General features: G+C 48.4%; 9 protein-coding genes and 1 pseudogene. 4 read left to right on the top strand and 6 right to left on the bottom strand.

The features are described from left to right. Positions 1–37: 37 nt before the first annotated feature. Positions 38–460, bottom strand: a complete 423-nt coding sequence (locus tag ACO0LG_RS04720) for a TIR domain-containing protein (protein WP_423023833.1) — start codon at positions 458–460, stop codon at positions 38–40. A 698-nt stretch (positions 461–1158) separates the two neighbouring features. Between ACO0LG_RS04720 and ACO0LG_RS04715 the strand changes: the two genes are divergently transcribed. The 4 genes from ACO0LG_RS04715 (at position 1159) to ACO0LG_RS04700 (ending at position 6700) form a co-directional block, all read left to right on the top strand. Then, entirely contained in the window at positions 1159–2169 is a 1011-nt protein-coding gene (locus tag ACO0LG_RS04715; RefSeq protein ID WP_423023831.1) for a hypothetical protein, read from the top strand. Next, a complete protein-coding gene (locus tag ACO0LG_RS04710) occupies positions 2166–3833 on the top strand; it encodes a serine protease (RefSeq protein WP_423023829.1) in 1668 nt (555 codons plus the stop codon). Before ACO0LG_RS04715 ends, ACO0LG_RS04710 begins: the two co-directional genes overlap by 4 nt. A 363-nt stretch (positions 3834–4196) precedes the next feature. Continuing rightward, on the top strand, positions 4197–5441 hold the full coding sequence (locus ACO0LG_RS04705; protein WP_423023827.1) for a TRAFs-binding domain-containing protein: 1245 nt from the start codon (positions 4197–4199) through the stop codon (positions 5439–5441). Positions 5442–5554: 113 nt separating this feature from the next. Further along, positions 5555–6700 (top strand): hypothetical protein, encoded by a 1146-nt coding sequence (locus ACO0LG_RS04700; protein ID WP_423023825.1) that lies wholly within the window; start codon positions 5555–5557, stop codon positions 6698–6700. Between the two features lie 57 nt (positions 6701–6757). Here ACO0LG_RS04700 and ACO0LG_RS04695 read toward each other — a convergent pair whose 3' ends face one another. From ACO0LG_RS04695 to ACO0LG_RS04675, 5 genes and pseudogenes are all read right to left on the bottom strand, one after another. Further along, positions 6758–8659 (bottom strand): tetratricopeptide repeat protein, encoded by a 1902-nt coding sequence (locus tag ACO0LG_RS04695; RefSeq protein WP_423023823.1) that lies wholly within the window; start codon positions 8657–8659, stop codon positions 6758–6760. Positions 8660–8784: 125 nt separating this feature from the next. Beyond that, positions 8785–8928: pseudogene (locus ACO0LG_RS04690) on the bottom strand (IS630 family transposase); the annotation flags it as partial. A gap of 205 nt (positions 8929–9133) precedes the next feature. Further along, positions 9134–14713 carry a hypothetical protein gene (locus ACO0LG_RS04685; protein ID WP_423023821.1) on the bottom strand — a complete coding sequence of 1860 codons (5580 nt, stop codon included), beginning with the start codon at positions 14711–14713 and terminating at the stop codon, positions 9134–9136. A 229-nt stretch (positions 14714–14942) separates the two neighbouring features. Continuing rightward, positions 14943–15239 (bottom strand): hypothetical protein, encoded by a 297-nt coding sequence (locus tag ACO0LG_RS04680; protein ID WP_423023819.1) that lies wholly within the window; start codon positions 15237–15239, stop codon positions 14943–14945. 65 nt (positions 15240–15304) lie between these two features. Further along, positions 15305–16033, bottom strand: a complete 729-nt coding sequence (locus ACO0LG_RS04675) for a DNA/RNA non-specific endonuclease (RefSeq protein WP_423023817.1) — start codon at positions 16031–16033, stop codon at positions 15305–15307. Between the last annotated feature and the right edge of the window lie 29 nt (positions 16034–16062).

The following is a 16062-nucleotide window of genomic DNA, read 5'->3' as shown; positions in this document are numbered from 1 at the left end:
TGGCGCAATTTCCCGCTGCCACAATCAAATGAAGCGTTTATAAAGCTCGACTTCGAATTGCGCTAATAATCGAGTCTGTATTCCATCGCACCATTTCATGTGCGGCAAATTTCACTGACTCCGGCACTCGAAGTTGTCCTTTTGGAATTACACCAATGATGGGCTTGTTATATGACTGAGCAATAGCGACCTCCTTATCAATCCAAAATCTATGTGCGGCATACATTCCAGCAATGACGAGTACGCATTGAACAGGTCTGATTTGAGCTTCTATCAGATCTGCCAATTTTTCTTGGCCCACCTTGGTATTAGGGTCTATAACCGGATCATGTATTGGCACAGAATAATTTCTGTACTTAAACATATCTGCGGAACTAAGCAAATTTTCAAGGGCGTAATATTCCTCATTGTACTTCCACGCATGGCTAATGAATAGGTCGTAATTTCTGAGAGATGGCATAGCAAATTTTCCCTAATATATATTTGAACGAATTTAAATCCAATATGATTCGGTTGAATTTATAACTACCCAATCAAGTCGATACAATTTTTGCCGACCATTCCGATACTTGCAATAGAAAGATACTTCGTCAAAAAAATGTGTCGACTCTACTTGAATGCTGTTGCCCACTTCGAAGGCAATGCTCTCAACAGCTCGGTCAAAGGCTCACGTATTGATCACCATCCCTGTGAGATTATGAAATGGAAAAATCATAACCAGACAAACGATCCAAAAAATCATTCAGCCAACCTAGCAGGCGAAAGAACCATGAGACATGATTTGCAGATTCGGGACGTTCTTAATGATCCTTCAATTCCATCTCACTTCCTTGGAAATCTTAAGAATATGTCCTTAAGGCCTTAATGTGGAAACTGAGTTTTTCGATTGCAATCTAATTTCAAAGCCAGCATTCAGTAGGTTAATTTTTATTATTCCAACTATTTAAAGTATTCCAGTTGCTAGACCGTTTAGACATAAGAAAAAACACTCGTTATGCCGCAACCGTTTGAGCTTATATTTATTCATTATTTTATTAATAAGTCAATATTTATATGCAACGCAAAACAAATGTTATTGCTAGCATGAACAACTATTGAGTTGTACAAATATTATCGCTATGATTTGTTATCCCTACGCTGTATTCTTGGAGAAATCTCATGCCAAAAAACAAAGCTGCCGTAGTATTCATCCATGGTCTGTCGAAGAAACCCGCACCTCATGAATTAAAGCGACTGTGGTTGTGGGGACTGGAAAGGGACAATCCAATGCCTTCAGTATTTGCGGAACCTAATCGTGGTGTGAAACTGGGTACCAATGGCGTAACGTCAAGTTTCTGCTATTACGCAGATGTCTTTTACGGGGAGGACTACGAACTCGACTTCCAATCCTATTATGAACAGGAGACAGCGCAAGGCGACATTGCTGCTGAGGGCCTAGATCAAGTCGAAACTGAATTACCTCTGGCCAAAGGTGTTACGCCTCGAGAGCAGTTATTCCTGCGCGCCTTTGAAGCAAAACTTCAAGCCAATCTTGAGCTCAACGACCCAGCTGACATCGCCGTGATCACGCGAGGCGCAGTGGAGTACGAAATTGCAGGTTTCTTGCCGAAGGCAGTACGTCAAGCCGTCATCAAGAAAGCGGCGATGGAGGCGTATTACTATTTATTTGATAAAGAATACAAGCGTGCAGATGGAGCCACTTTTCAGGTTCGTAGCACTCTGAGAAACAAGTTAATAGCGACGTTAGCCGCCGCCAGAGACGAAGCCGACAAGGTGATTTTAGTCTCACACAGTATGGGGACGATGATAGCCTATGACGTTTTGCGCAATTGCCCGGATTGTGTTCCGGTCGACACTTTGATTACACTTGGCTCGCCACTGGGCATTCGAGAAGTGCAGGACGAATTGATCGCAACCGATGCTCGACAAATCGACTTTCCCGCTGAGAAATTGGTCAACTGGATAAATATATACGATCCGCTCGACCCGATTTGTGGTGCCGATCCCCGTTTTGCCAACGATTTCCTTGCTGTAGACGGTAAGTCAGTGAAGGATTGGAAGGAATCAAACTGGGGTAGCTGGCGACACACGATTACGCACTATCTTGCCGGATCGAAATTACGCCAAGCTATCACCGAGGCGACGGGCATTGGTGAGGCTTCCAGATGACCCCCGAGTCGCTTGTCGCTTCTCTGCTTAAGGGGGATTGCCCTGAGGGGGCTGTCTGGGAGTTGAAGAAAGCGGTTCGTATGATCGTCGACGGGATCGCATCTGACAGTACCAACTACAACGCAACAGCGACCTGGAAAGCCTGTCGTGCATTGAATGCTCAGCGCTATTTCGAGCTTACCCTGCTGATCGGTTCTGCATGGGACTGTCGTGACTTCGATCCTGCCGTTGCTTTCCAGTATGTGCAAGCGCTCATTGATCTCTCGCAACTGAATGAGGCAGAGGCTTTGTTAGATAAGTGTATCCAGAACATCGGACTTGCAACTACCGATCAGATGCAAGAAAACGAGCTGTCCAAATATAAAGGGCTTAAGGGACGTATTCACAAACAGCGCCATGTATGCGATGAGGACAACAGCAAATTATTGGAGGCGTTCACTGTTTATCACGAGGTGTACTTAAAGAATCCAAGAGTGAATTATTGGCAGGGAGTGAATGCTCTTGCCTTGCTGGCTCGTGCTGAACGTCTAGGGCTTTCGATGCCTGTAGCATTCAAGGTCACTACGCTTGCGGAGCAACTACATGAAGAATTACAGCTAGGAGACATGGATGATCCTTGGAAGCTAGCAACCATGTCGGAGATTTGTGTGGCGCTTGGTAAAGAGGACAACGCTGAGCTTTGGTTGTATCGCCTTTTGTACGCGCCAAAATGCACTCCCTTCATGCTGGAGAGCTATGCCAGACAGCTGCGTGAGATCTGGGGTGCTGGCTTACATAACGGAGGCAGACGTATCCAGGACAAATTATGTGTCATTATTGCTAGACATCAGATGGCGCGACAGTCCATGTTCTCGTTGATACCACCCGTATCATTCGCAGCACAACAAGAATTTGAGCGCAATTTCTCCGGCGCAGGCACATTCACTGTCGATACAATCAAGAACATTATGTACGTTTGCGCAGCAATCGGCTGCGTTTGCAACAGTAAAGGTATGCGCCTGGGTACTGGATTTTTGATCGATGCAGACGCATTAGGTTTAGCTGGTGGGGACAAAGTCTTCGTCACCAATGCCCATGTGCTAAGTGATTCAGTGGATGGCGCGATACGATCCCAAGATGCACTGGTAACGTTTGAGCTGGCATATCCCGACGATGGCAGGCCAGTTTTTCACGCTATTAAAGAGATTATTTTCAGTTCGCCGCCAGGGCCGCTTGCTCATTCTTGCGAAGAGCCGATTTACCTTGACGTCACCGTAGCGCGCCTCGCTAGTAAGCCTTCAAACGGGGTGGGACTGCGTGTGAGTGCGGCTTTACCAATCGTTGATGGTCAGGCCAAAGCTTTTGTAATTGGACACCCGCGCGGTAGTGGTTTACAGATCGCCATCCATGACAGCGAATTGCTAGATATCGACGATCGCAAGCGGCTTTTGCACTATCGCACACCGACAGATCCAGGTAGTTCCGGAAGTCCTGTTTTTAACGAGGAGTGGCATCTTATCGGGCTGCATCACGGTGGCTCCTCCAAAATGCCTAGGTTTCGGCCACTTGGTAGTGTCTACCAAGCGAACGAAGGTGTATCCATCCATGCTATCCGCACATGCATTCAACTTGCTCGTCAGGCGGTAGCATCACCCTTGTTGCAAGATTATGAGAGCCCGCCGTAATAGAGATACTTCCTATGTGATTTGGCTTAGCTGAGGTGCAAGTAGCGCATTTGTGAGTGACAAATTGATTGGGAAGATAGATGCATGATTTGGAATGTCTACACAGATAGATGCTGGAAATCTCCAACGAAAAAATAATCTTTTGAGACCCACAAACGCGATTATGGAACGGAACTAACGGAATTGATTGTGCAAATGACGAGCTGTCTGTAATCGCACTCGATATGTGTGAGGTTTTTAAAAGCATTTAATCAAAATTGAACGGAAAAAATTGGCTTAAGACGGAGCGCTATTTCCTGTATCACTTGGCAGCACCCGCATATTCGCACCCCATTACTTGACATCTATATATGAGAGAATTTTATGGCTAAAGACACGCGTAAGGTCTGTTTCGTGGTAATGGGATTTGGGACAAAAACCGACTACGAATCAGGTCGCACACTAGATTTGGACGCAGCATATGACGCAATAATTCTTCCGGCTGCAACTGATCAAAATTTACGTTGCATTAGGGCTGATGAGATCATGCATTCTGGAATAATAGATACTGAAATGTACGAAATGCTGTTGCGAGCTGATCTTGTAATTGCCGATATATCCACTGGAAATGTTAACGCGATATATGAACTTGGCGTAAGACATGCTCTAAGACCGAATTCTACGATTATTATGAAAGAAGGCGCTGGCCGACTTTATTTCGACTTAAATCATCTCAGTACGTTTCAATATGAACATTTAGGAAATGATATAGGATCTCGAGAAGCGGTACGGGCAAGGAGATCGCTAGGAACACTTATTTCAGAAGTTATGAGCGCACAAAAGCCAGACAGTCCGGTATATACATATCTACCGAAATTACAACAACCAAAAATGACCGATGCTGAATATGCTGAGTTGCTGGATGACGCGGAAGCCGCTCAGAAAGATTTTTCTGCGCTATTAAGTAGTGGTGAAAGTGCGATGAAAGAAAGCCGTCATGCGGACGCAGCCGTGATATATGAGAAGGTGCTGACCATTAAGCCAAATGAATCATTTTTTGTTCAGCAATTAGCTTTGGCAACATATAAATCAAATGTTCCATCAAAGCTTGATTCTCTCATGAAAGGTTTAACAATAATATCAGCATTGGATCCTGAAAATTCTAACGACCCTGAAACTCTAGGCATAGCTGGCGCGATACGCAAGAGATTGTGGCTAATGACGAGCGATCGAGTTCAACTTGATTGTGCGATTAGATTATATGGCCGTGGTTTTGAAGTTCGACGTGACTATTACAATGGAGAAAATCTGGCGACTTGTTTTGAAATGAGATCAAAAATACAGACTGAAGGAGATGAGATTCAATTTGATCAAATGAGTGCTCGGAAAGTCCGTGAAGTGCTTCTTATCCTTCTCCAGGAAATCACTTCTGCACAGACGTTTCCAGACAGATCTGACAAAAAATGGATATTTGCTACACTAGCTAACTGTGCATTCGCGCTCGGCAAGCATACAGAGGGAAATGAATTTGAAAAATCCTTTTATGCTGAGGCACCTGCGGATTGGGAAATTAATACTTATACCGAGGGGAAGATCGCAATATCCTATCCTGTAGATAAAATATCATAAGAGCAGAAAAAGTAGATGGAGTGATTTATCTTTGAGCTGACTGATGACCGTCAAAAAGTTCATTTGACGGATCGCTAAGCAATACGCAGCTAGATACTAAATGGAGATTCAAAGTGATTCGCACTCTGTTTCCGTTCGATACTCGCCAGGTCATTCTGGACAAAAATGTACTTCTGCATTCAGAACCATCTGGGGCGACTTTGGAGCAAGTCAGAGCGACAAAAATGCTTGCTGATCTTGCTCGCAGAACTAAGCATGATGATAAAGCGCCCTGGAATCTTGCAAAGGTCTCTGAAGAGGAGATTTCTCAAGTTCATGAACTCTGGGGCGAGTCAGGCCTCCTTCAATTGCTTATTCTTGCAACGTCACTTGATTCCAGTGAGTTCGATCACTTTTATGGATACATAAATGACTCCTCAAAACTGAAAGATGTTGTCGATGGGGGCGAGAAGAGAAGCATCCGATACGATAATGCAGAGCTTTTTTCAGATAATCGGCTACAGGCTTTTAATATTAACGTATTAAACCCATCACTCTCACGAAAACTCTATCGAAGTGGTGTGCATCATGGTTCATTAGTGTATGGGCTCGGAGGCCCCCGGATTCTTGTTTCTCACCCCTTTCAAGGCATTGAACGCGAGGTCTTTTACGACATTTTTGCCAATACAATCGATGTCGTGACAAGCTTAAATATGCGAGGCTATTACGGCACCTTTCACTTTCTCGATCACTTGCCCGGACTAGATTTCGAACTCTGTGGTTTCCCAGCTTGGGCGCTGTGGTTTTCTGTTGTTGCAGCTCATTCAGACATCGTTCTGTTCGTGAAAGAATACGAGGGTGAATTTGGGGAGTCGCAGCAACTTGAGATCGCGGTTACGCCGGATCGAATAAGAAAGAAGATAGTGGAAATTCCGTACGCCGAACTGTCGTGGGCAAAAAAACCAGATCCGATTGAATCCGCTCAAAAAATTTACTATACAAAACAAGGTCAAGTTTCTGAGGATGAGTGGAATCGGATGGAGGCGTCTCACGCAAAGCCGTTCATCGAAAGTTACGTTGGCGGAGAGTTCCCGGATGATCGGTTTGTTGTCCTCAGAGAGGATCGCGTCGATGAATATCCACTTGAATTTCCGGTGTACGATGCAACGGCAGATCTTGAGCCGGTGACGTCTCGATTTTTCAACGATACGATTAGGGAAGATGATAGCAAGCATCGATCGCCGTCTGCTCCTGCATGGTGGCAGTTCTGGAGGCGTTAAAATCGCTGGAAGGCAACCCTACCTGAACATTGGTACTAGCATCTCTAGTACTAGGAACTAACTCGTTCCGATTTTTAAAGCATACTCGGACAATTTTTCGATTTCATTGGATTCCACAAGTGACAAAATATGTTGAACTTCCTGAATTTCATTTTTATTTTCAGATTCTAGAAATAGTTGAAGTGCATCTCTTAGTTGTGGAATTGCCTGATCAATTTTTTTCTGTGCCAAAAATACCATAGCCAATTCCACGCGACTTTTTCCAATCCCAAATTTCAGCTTACTCTCCGAATCAATTTTGAGTGCCAGCATGATAACTTTTTCGGCTTTGTCATAATATCCAGATATTCTGTAAACCTTAGATAAATTTCTGTATTGCATTGCTTGGCCTTGCTTCTTGCCGAGCTTCTGGTCTATTACGAGCGCTTTAGAAAAGAATTGTTCGGCCTCATCAAATTTGTCCTCCGCAAATGCAATCAACCCCAAACACCCATATTGAATAGAAACACCGCTCTGGTCGCCGCGATCTTCAGCTATTGTGAGAGCCTCCAGGCAATAGGCCTTCGCTTCGTCTAACCGTCCTAAAATGCGATATGCTGTTGCGAGGTTAGTTAACTCTCTAGCGACGCCTCTTAGTTCGTTGCTCTTTCTGTAAAAAGCCAAAGCTTCTTCGTGTAGTGGAATTGCCTCATTTAACTTGCCTTGAAGGCGCAGCGATGCCCCCAGGTTGCCCAAGACAATGATAATCCCCTCAGTGTTTTTGTTGTCCTGGTGAATTTTGAGTGCTTGTCGCTGAACCAGTTCTGCATCCGCAAATCTTCCGCGAGATTTTAGTACTAATCCAAGATAACCAAGCGATGATGCCAAACCAGCATTGTCTCCAATTGATTCGTAAAGGGCCTTCGCTCTACTCAATTCATGTTCTGCCTCTTCAAGCATCCCGAATTTCTTTAGCACCTTACCCAAGGCTTTTGCGGAATTGGCCATGCCAATCTTATCCCCTACTAATTTATATGAGGTGAACGATTCGCGAAACATGTCAATTCCATCTTGAAGATTTCCCGCCTCCTCTTCTAGTTTTCCCAATTGAGATGTTGCAAAAGCCATCACGTCCAATTTCAGGGGTTTACTTGCCTTTGATATGGCCTGCGACAACAGCGTCCGTGCCCTGTCAAACAGGCCTAATTTTCTCAGGAACTTACCATATTCAGCAGTAATTTGAGAATTACCACTATCCTTTGCAACTAGGTTTGAGAATATTTCTTCTGCCTCGACCATTTTTCCTTGCGAAATTAGTTCATCAATCCTCACAAGCTCGACTGTTGTGTCTGATTCGGCGTTCGACATATGAAAATCGTTAATGTCAAACGCTTCGGACAGATTGGATTGAAGTGCCGTTTCTCGCAGTGAAGATTTTGATTCATGCTCTCGCACCCATTTTGATAGATGTCGCTGTAAAAGCTCAGTAAATTTGTTTGGACTATCAAACGTATAAAACAACATATCCTTGCTCTCTTCCCGCTCTTTCTTGAATTTTAGAACACGGGATAGTTGCTCCCCTGGATCGCTAAGTTGCCTTTCGTTAATCGCCTTAAAAAACAGTGTAATGCTCTGCATAGAGAAAGCCCGATCTCTATTACATTGTGTAGCAATATGAAACTCTTCTTCCGTACCCGAGGTATAACTGCTGCTATCCCCAGCGCTTGGCGGCGTCCCCCATCGGTCATGAAGTACTAAAACAAAATGATCGCATTTCTTAATATCTTCATTTATCAACGCCTGTGGTCTTCCCACCCCGCCTAAAGTTAAGTCCCATCCAATTGGTGAGAAGTGCACCCCTCTGTGATTTGCATCCGAATCGTTGTAACTAAATAGAGTTTGTTTGAAGGCTTCTCGAATGTCGTCAAGACCGCCAGGAGACGCAATGAATACTTTGTAATGCGCGAGTGTATCGGCCACTTGAATCTCCTTAATACAAGTTTAAAAAAACTAATAATTGGCTTTCTGGAATATCGAGGCTTCTTGATTATTAAATAATATCATGCCCATTCAAAATATAACCTAGCGCACCAGTTAGGCTAAGAGCTACCCTCGTGGAAGCGGAACAAGTAGTTGTTCCTGGTCACATCTGCAATCACGGACAAATGTTTCCAGTTGAAATGAAACTGAATAATCGGCGTTTTCCCTTTGAGTGCCCAAGTACGCGCACGGGTATCGGCAGTCGACAGTTCAAGAGAAAAAGTACGTGACCGAAATGTATGAAACATCGAAGAACACAGTTTCAAAATGAGCCGTTTGAGGCATAACTGTCATGTTTTTAGTAATCCTCAATAGGTCGTTAACAATCTCAGAGATTGAGCGCTTCTTAGGCACCTGGTTGCTAAGTCAAAACTGCGCATGTGCATTGCGACGATACCAAGTGATAGTCAACGCCTAAGCCTGGGGGAGGAGCGCGTACTGGACGATCAATCTGTCCCAGCGCGCGCGATCATATACACGCTGTTTTGCATCGTAGAGGGCCGTTAATTCACATCCTATGGTTAAGCTCGCATGCCAGCACAAGTGTGCCACGTATTGCTGTTGCGATGACGCAATCATATACTCTCTGTAGTTGTCGAATCGGTCGATCAGCTCGTCGTCGAGCGCATGTTTCACCTCCGGGTCCCACTCAACGATCTTAGAGGCGACCAGGTTAGCCACAATGGTCGCTTCGAGCTCGAAGATTTCTGTCAGCTCACGGAACTCACTTTCCTTATTCCCGAATACGAAACCGGGTATGCCTTTACTCGCGACCAATTCTTTGAGATCAGCCGTCGTGTCAGCTAGCGGCACCAGCGTTTCATCTGCCCCAAGGACTTCCAATCCTTTTAGAACTGTGGCTCGCAGGAGCGGATGTGATGGATTAGCGCGCAGCAAGCGCCAAAACGTTTCTTGGTACCGTGACATCGTTTCAGGATATCTTAAGGCAGCTAGTGCTAGTCCAGTAGCTAGTGAGCAGCGAGCGTCGAGGTAGCAAAATCGGTGAGCTGGACTGCCGAACAGTCCCGCATCGCGTGTATCCCAACGAGCGACCAGATGATCAAGTTCGGACCAACGTCCGTGCTCGGCAAGGAACGCCACTGCGCCAGTGGCGCGTGCGCGGTGGTTCGCATGTGCATCTCCAAGGCGGTTCCAGATCAGGCCGGCTACCCCCTCTGCAGCGTCGATTGGCTGCTCCGGCCAACCGGTATTCTCCAGTTGCCCTCCTTTCGCCGCGAGGCGCGCCATCCCACTTTCGAAGAGGCGCTGGCCAATGCTTGGGGCGTCCTTCGCGTCAACTTCGGTCGTAAGTAGTGCTGCCAGCGTCAACCACATCGTAGGGGCGGCGTCCAATTCATGTAGGGAAACGCACGCTATCACATCCTTTGCGACCGCGTCGACGGGAGTTGGGCCTAGCTTGGCCAATCGTTGAAGCACCATATCAAACCCATATGGATCTCTGACCAGGCTCGCGGGGTCTGCACCAACGAGACGCGAGGCTAGGAGAGGACGGAGCTCCTGCACTGATATCGTGTTTGACCACATCTTAAGACATTCTTCCAGTGCGGCGAGGCGTGCAACAGCACCATCGAAGGGTAGGCGAACGCTCGCCAGCGCCTCGAGATATCGCCGTCGCTGCGAATATTCAACCTGCGACTGTAATTCGTCGAATAAGCTCTGCCCAGAGCCCGGACAGCCAGACGCCTCGAATTTCGACCACGCCATCGCAATTGCGTCCGCATCGACGATATCGGTGGTGGCAGCGATCTCTTTGGCGAAAGCGAGCTCGACATCGACTCCAACTTCCAACCGGGCATTAGCTGCTTCGTTGTCGGCAATCGGTGTCTTTCCGACGTCAGACGTCGCCCCGTACCACGCTGAGTTTGCGGTTAGAACAGTCCTTAATTGTGTCAGACCTGCCTCCGACAAGAGCTTAGAATTCTTGGAGTGCTTTAAAAACTCATGTAAGAGAAATATTGGAAAATGGCCGCTATCCTCAACTGCTCCGGATTGGCGTAGTAATGCGTCAAGCAACTGCGACGCGTTCATGTCATTGCGTTCGATCAGAGCAGATGCGGTCCCGCCATCTAAATTCTCCAGGATACCCGGGGTGGACTCTCCCATGATGGCGTACCATTGCTTCGGCATGTCAAGCATGAACAGAGCGAGGGCTGGAGCCGCGTCGAGAATGTTGCGCTCAAGGAGCGCGGTTATGACCGGAGATAGCGTGCTGTCGAGGTCGACCAGTCCCTCCTGTTCCCACTGCCCAAGCAGGATGAGTGAGGATTCGCCCAGCGCCATGGCAGCAGCCTGGCCGAAGCTATACCATGGAAAGTGTGCTACATATGAGCCTGAAAAACAGGACTCACAGAGTCGGATAAATCGATACGCTTGGACCGGGGTCAGTCGCATGTTCTTTAAGTTGGCCATGATCGCAAACACTTGACTGAGAATCGTTGTGTCCGTAGCGACGATCTCGTCGATCAACGACAAACTGCGCCTGCAGAGCGCTCTTGCATCATCCGGCGAGGCCGGCAGGATCGCTCGGGCGAGTTCAGCATATGCCTCGCTACGCCAACTCATGTGGGGTTGGTTGGCGATGCGCTGCGTCACGCGCTCCATCAACGCGTAGGCCACTGGGTGCGTTGCGGGAATGTGGGCGCAACGCGCCACATGCGCGATTTGTTCGGATATCATCCAGGAGCAATCACGATCGCCTAACTGGAAACATCGTGCAGCGAGCTCGGGGGAAAACTGGTGACAGATTCTGAGCGTGCGCAACGTAATATCGCGGCCGATGGTGTCCAGGTGCCGGGCAGAATTCTGTATCCGCTTGCCTTCTTCGTCCTGCCGAGGCAGGCATTCCCATGCTGCGAATAGATTCTGCGCCGAAGTCGCGTCGCCGCAGTTCGAGATCAACTGCGTGCACGCTAGGACCACATCCATCATAGGCAGAATTGTTTCAAAAAGGGTAGTGGACATTGACTCTGGTAAATCTTCGACCTCGCTGCTGTTATGGTTCGAATGAGTGTGCTGCGTGATCAGCGCTGCGACTATCTCTGGCGTTGCGCCCTGATTGTCGGTTAGTGCGTACATCTGGGTCGGTAGCAGATCGTGTAGCGATGGAGTGCGGCCCTGGCGCATAACTTCGATGATCGTGTAGAACACCCAAGGAGCAAGGTCAAGGCCATGTGCGTTTCCCGCAAAGGCGCGTACGTCGGGGCGTTGAAGCTTGCAAGCGGCGAGCAAAGTGTCACATACTGTCTTTAAGCCGAGACGAAGTGCGGCTGCCGCCCCATCGAGGATAGCGCGATGCAGTGCACCAATCGCCGATAGCTCGGTTGTCCATACGACTTCCTTCAGACTACGCGCAAGTTGCGTGACGAGTGTGGCTTCGGACGCTGCATCGCGGTCAGGCCATGACGTCAGCGCAGCCCCGAACAATGACGGTGCTGCGACAGGGCTGCTGCAAAGTGCATTGTATGCCATGGCAAGTTGATTGACGTCGGGTAGCTCTCGCGCCAATGCGAAGACGCGGGAGGCTGTAGCGAAGCCCGTTTCCTGTGAAAGATCGGCAATCAATGCGAAGGCGGCCTCGAACTCGCCGCGTGCGATATGGTCGAGCGGGAGTGCAACTAAGTCTACGATATGATCTTGGCTGGCTTCGTTGGGCTTGTTCTTTTGCTTGCGCCAGGTCGACCAGTCCGCCACGCGCTTGGCGTATTTGGCAGCCTCCGCGAGATCGCCCTTGAGAATGTGGACGATAGCGAGGCGGGCGTGCCTCGACTCAGGACGATAAGTCTGCAGCTCGAACAAACGGCGCATGGCGTCGATGTCATCAGTCAGCGCAACCAAGTCTGGATTGGCCGCGATAAAACGATCTCCCTTTGAGCTGCCATGCAGCAAGGTGCCAAGCTCCACGAGCAACCCGGCGACGGTGGGAGGGGAGGCACTACGCACAGCGAGGCCCAACGCGGTCTTGATACGAAGGATACGTAGCGCACGCTTGCCGACATCACTCATCTGCTGGAGCGGCAAGCGTTCGCTGTAGGCGAGGTCGATGGCGGCTTCCATATCGCCCAATTGCTTCAGCAAGCCTGGCAAAGCGTAGCATGCATATTGCGATTTTTCTTGTGCGAGATCGAGGCGCTTAGCAAGCGCATGCAAAGATTGTAGGTCGTCGCCATAGTTCGTTCGGATGAATGCTTCTGTCGACTCGTCGCGAAAAATCACACCCAAGGATGTCATCTCAAGTAAGGCGTTGAGGTCAGCGAACATGCTCTGCGCGTGAGCGATTACGATTCCGTTCGCGTCGGCGTATTCTGCCAGCGGAATAGGCGGGGGCAAAACCGCGAGCCCAGCGAGGAGGGGCTTTAAGTAGTCCATACCGCCGTCGCGGTCTGCCGCATCGCGGATCGCTGTATGCACGCGTTGCGAGATCAAGTCCTCGACTGCCAGAATCTTGAGCGACTCCGGACCTCGTATCAGTTCGTCCCAGTTGTCGATTAGATGAGACAGAACACGCGGATTACCAACTGAGCGAGCTACAGCTATATCGATCTCGATCTCGCTGATACTACCGATCGAAGCACGCACATATTCGGCTGTCTCGGCGCGGGTGAATCCTTGAACCGCGAATTGCGGTAGTCTCTGATTTTTGACAAGGATAGTCTGTCTCTCGGTGCGACAACTTAGCACAAGCCGCACGTGTGCAGGGAGCTCAAGACGGACTGCGGTTTCTATTAGGGCTACTGGGAAAGCATCCTCACCACGGTCGAGGGCCTGCTGGGCAGCATTGTCTGCGGCGTCAATGAGCAGCACCAGAAATTCAGCCGCTTGATTGACGCGGAGCGTCTCGACCGCCTGCGTCAAACGTTTGCGAAAGGTGCTAAGTAAGGCGCTCGCGTCACCTTGACATGGCAGCAACGGGTCGCATAATCCCTTGGCTGCGAGTTGATTTACAATGTGCAGGAGCCCACGATCTAGCCGATGGCGCGCGTCTTCGAGCGCACGATAGGCACCACCCGCAAAACAGTCGAAGAGCACGATTTCGAAATTCGATGGTGCGGAGGCATACAGACTTTGCATAAGTACTGTTTTGCCTGTACCTCCAGGAGCGTGGAGAATCAGTGGAGCGGTTAAAGAGGGGATGAGTTCAAGAATTTGCCGTGTCTGCGAGCGCATTATTTGAGTGTCAACCGGTGGAAAGGCACAAGGCGTCGGCAGCAGCTCATCTTCGTCGGCTAGCCCTAATGCATCCAGCACATCGACTCTGCGGATGACGTTGCGCTGCTCGCCGGGACTTTCGGCCTTCTCCCGTACCATTGTGCATAAGCGATGCAGTCGCGCCGTCGCCATTATATCGCTGCCTGCGGACCAGGACGCCAGTTGCTTGCGGACGCCTCGCTCCAATGCCTTCACATTCTCTTCGTCTGTGTGAAAATCGAGGCGCTGGGCGAAATCAGCACGGTCAGTTGGATCAAGGTCTACCGCAGCACAGAACGCATTATATTGAATTAGTAGTGCCTTCTCCATCGGCTCAGGAATCGTATTCTCGCGCACGTGCTTGATCGCAGTCATAAACATGTCCGAGATGGGTCTGTTCGTTACAATGCCGTAACGCCGCTTTTGCATAGCCGGCGTATCTCTGTGCTGCTTCAGTAGTGCTTTGTCCGATGCCGCGAATTTGCGCAGCGTCTTTGCCATATCGGAGGCTGCAGCAGCAGTATGTGCGCTTGAGATCGAGTATTTGAACTGCAGGACGTGGTGGCGACTACACGTATCGAAAGTACAAGTGGTTTCTCCGTAATACAAAGAAAGGTCGGCGATCTCGATGGTTTCTTGATTGGCAACGCTGAAATCTGCTGGCGCAAGCCCCTCGACGGCAATGCCTACCAGATCATCGACTGGAGCAATTAATTCGAGTGCACGGCGCGCGGTCCAGGCTTCGTGAAAATGGTGCCCTTCGCGTGAGGCTCGTACCGTGTCTGTCATCTCGTGCTCTATCTTCGTGAATATTTATGCGAAGCTGTAATGATAACTGAGCCGCCCGTACTTTTGCTGAGGTCGGTTAATATGATTCAATGAAACACTTATGTTCTTAAAATAGACTCGCAAGCGTTTTGCAAATACTTTTAGCGTAGAAATATCCATGCGAGTAGATTCCAGCTAGGTAAAGAGAATTTTTTTTGCGTTTTTTGAGAGGGTTTAAATTTACCTAATATCAGTCGCTATCGTTATGATGTTCGACCGCAGCGTAAACGCGAGCATCCATCCCGTCAGGTACATAACGTCCATGAATATATCGCACAAATGCCTTCTCAGCGTCCTCACTGAGCAATATCAGCTTCAGATCTATGCCATGAGCAGTGACGAATAGTTTGCCGTTTTTAGCACGTTCTGCCTTGAAACCAGAAAAGTCACATTCCCGCTCTACTGCGTCAACTAACCCTGCAACATTCGCCGCGTCACAAGGGTCCACTGCATCAAGCCATTCATCAAAATTGCTAGTTGTTTCCATTTCTATCTCCTTGTTGTTTCAGCAGCCATACCGGTAAAGCACGCACACGAATTACTGATTACGCCTCAATTAATAAGGGCCGGAATAAAATCCATTCCTGTTCTTTGCACAAGTTCAGCATAAGAAATCGGCTTCCCAATTTTTGCTGCGTCGGCATTTTCTATCCAATGCGCCCAAGCCTTGTTTGCGCTTTTGTCGTAAACTAATTTAAAAAGGTACTTTGGTACCCAGACCTTATTTGACCCTATCGTCTCAACGTTGGAGTCAAAGACGGGCCCGGTGATCACATACACATCGCCACTAGCGCGGGTGACATACTTACGTGTCGCTTTTTCTATACTGGCCCACGCCTTGCGATTGTTTTGCGGCGCCTGCGGCACGATATTGGCAAGAGAGAAGCTTTGCGCCATACCTTCTGCCGTATCCATATCTCCGGCAGGAGCCATGTGTCCGCGGTCGTATCCAGAATCCTTATAATCCCCTAATTCAGCGCGTTCTTTTTGCGGCAGACGTGCGTCCGCAAAGAAGCGGTTGGTTCTTTCATTGTCCTTAGCCGCAATAACGGAGTCTCGATTCAATTTTTCAGCCACATAAAGTGGAGTGTGACTTTTGCCTGAATGCAGAACTGCGAAATTAGAAAAACAAAGTGCGCGTGTACTGAGCTCTTGCTTGTGATCAATCGCTGGAATCTCTCCATTCGCAAAGAACTGACGGCATTCAGCAAAGTCTTGTGCTGCAAATGCAAAGCTATTGGTTACTGCTAACGCGGTAATGCAAAGAAGTTTTTTAATCATAAAGCTAAATCATATTTTCAAAAATAATA

The sequence above is a fragment of the Undibacterium sp. Ji42W genome, from assembly GCF_049340405.1.
Taxonomy (GTDB): Bacteria; Pseudomonadota; Gammaproteobacteria; order Burkholderiales; family Burkholderiaceae_D; genus Undibacterium.
Note: the sequence above shows the minus strand (reverse complement) of the source record. Positions and strands in the feature narration are given on the sequence as shown.

Bases quoted from the DNA above. Each gene is read 5' to 3' on its own strand.
- ACO0LG_RS04680 (WP_423023819.1), bottom strand. From the start codon at position 15,239: ATGGAAACAACTAGCAATTTTGATGAATGGCTTGATGCAGTGGACCCT.
- ACO0LG_RS04675 (WP_423023817.1), bottom strand. From the start codon at position 16,033: ATGATTAAAAAACTTCTTTGCATTACCGCGTTAGCAGTAACCAATAGC.
- ACO0LG_RS04720 (WP_423023833.1), bottom strand. From the start codon at position 460: ATGCCATCTCTCAGAAATTACGACCTATTCATTAGCCATGCGTGGAAG.
- ACO0LG_RS04705 (WP_423023827.1), top strand. From the start codon at position 4,197: ATGGCTAAAGACACGCGTAAGGTCTGTTTCGTGGTAATGGGATTTGGG.
- ACO0LG_RS04715 (WP_423023831.1), top strand. From the start codon at position 1,159: ATGCCAAAAAACAAAGCTGCCGTAGTATTCATCCATGGTCTGTCGAAG.
- ACO0LG_RS04710 (WP_423023829.1), top strand. From the start codon at position 2,166: ATGACCCCCGAGTCGCTTGTCGCTTCTCTGCTTAAGGGGGATTGCCCT.
- ACO0LG_RS04685 (WP_423023821.1), bottom strand. From the start codon at position 14,713: ATGACAGACACGGTACGAGCCTCACGCGAAGGGCACCATTTTCACGAA.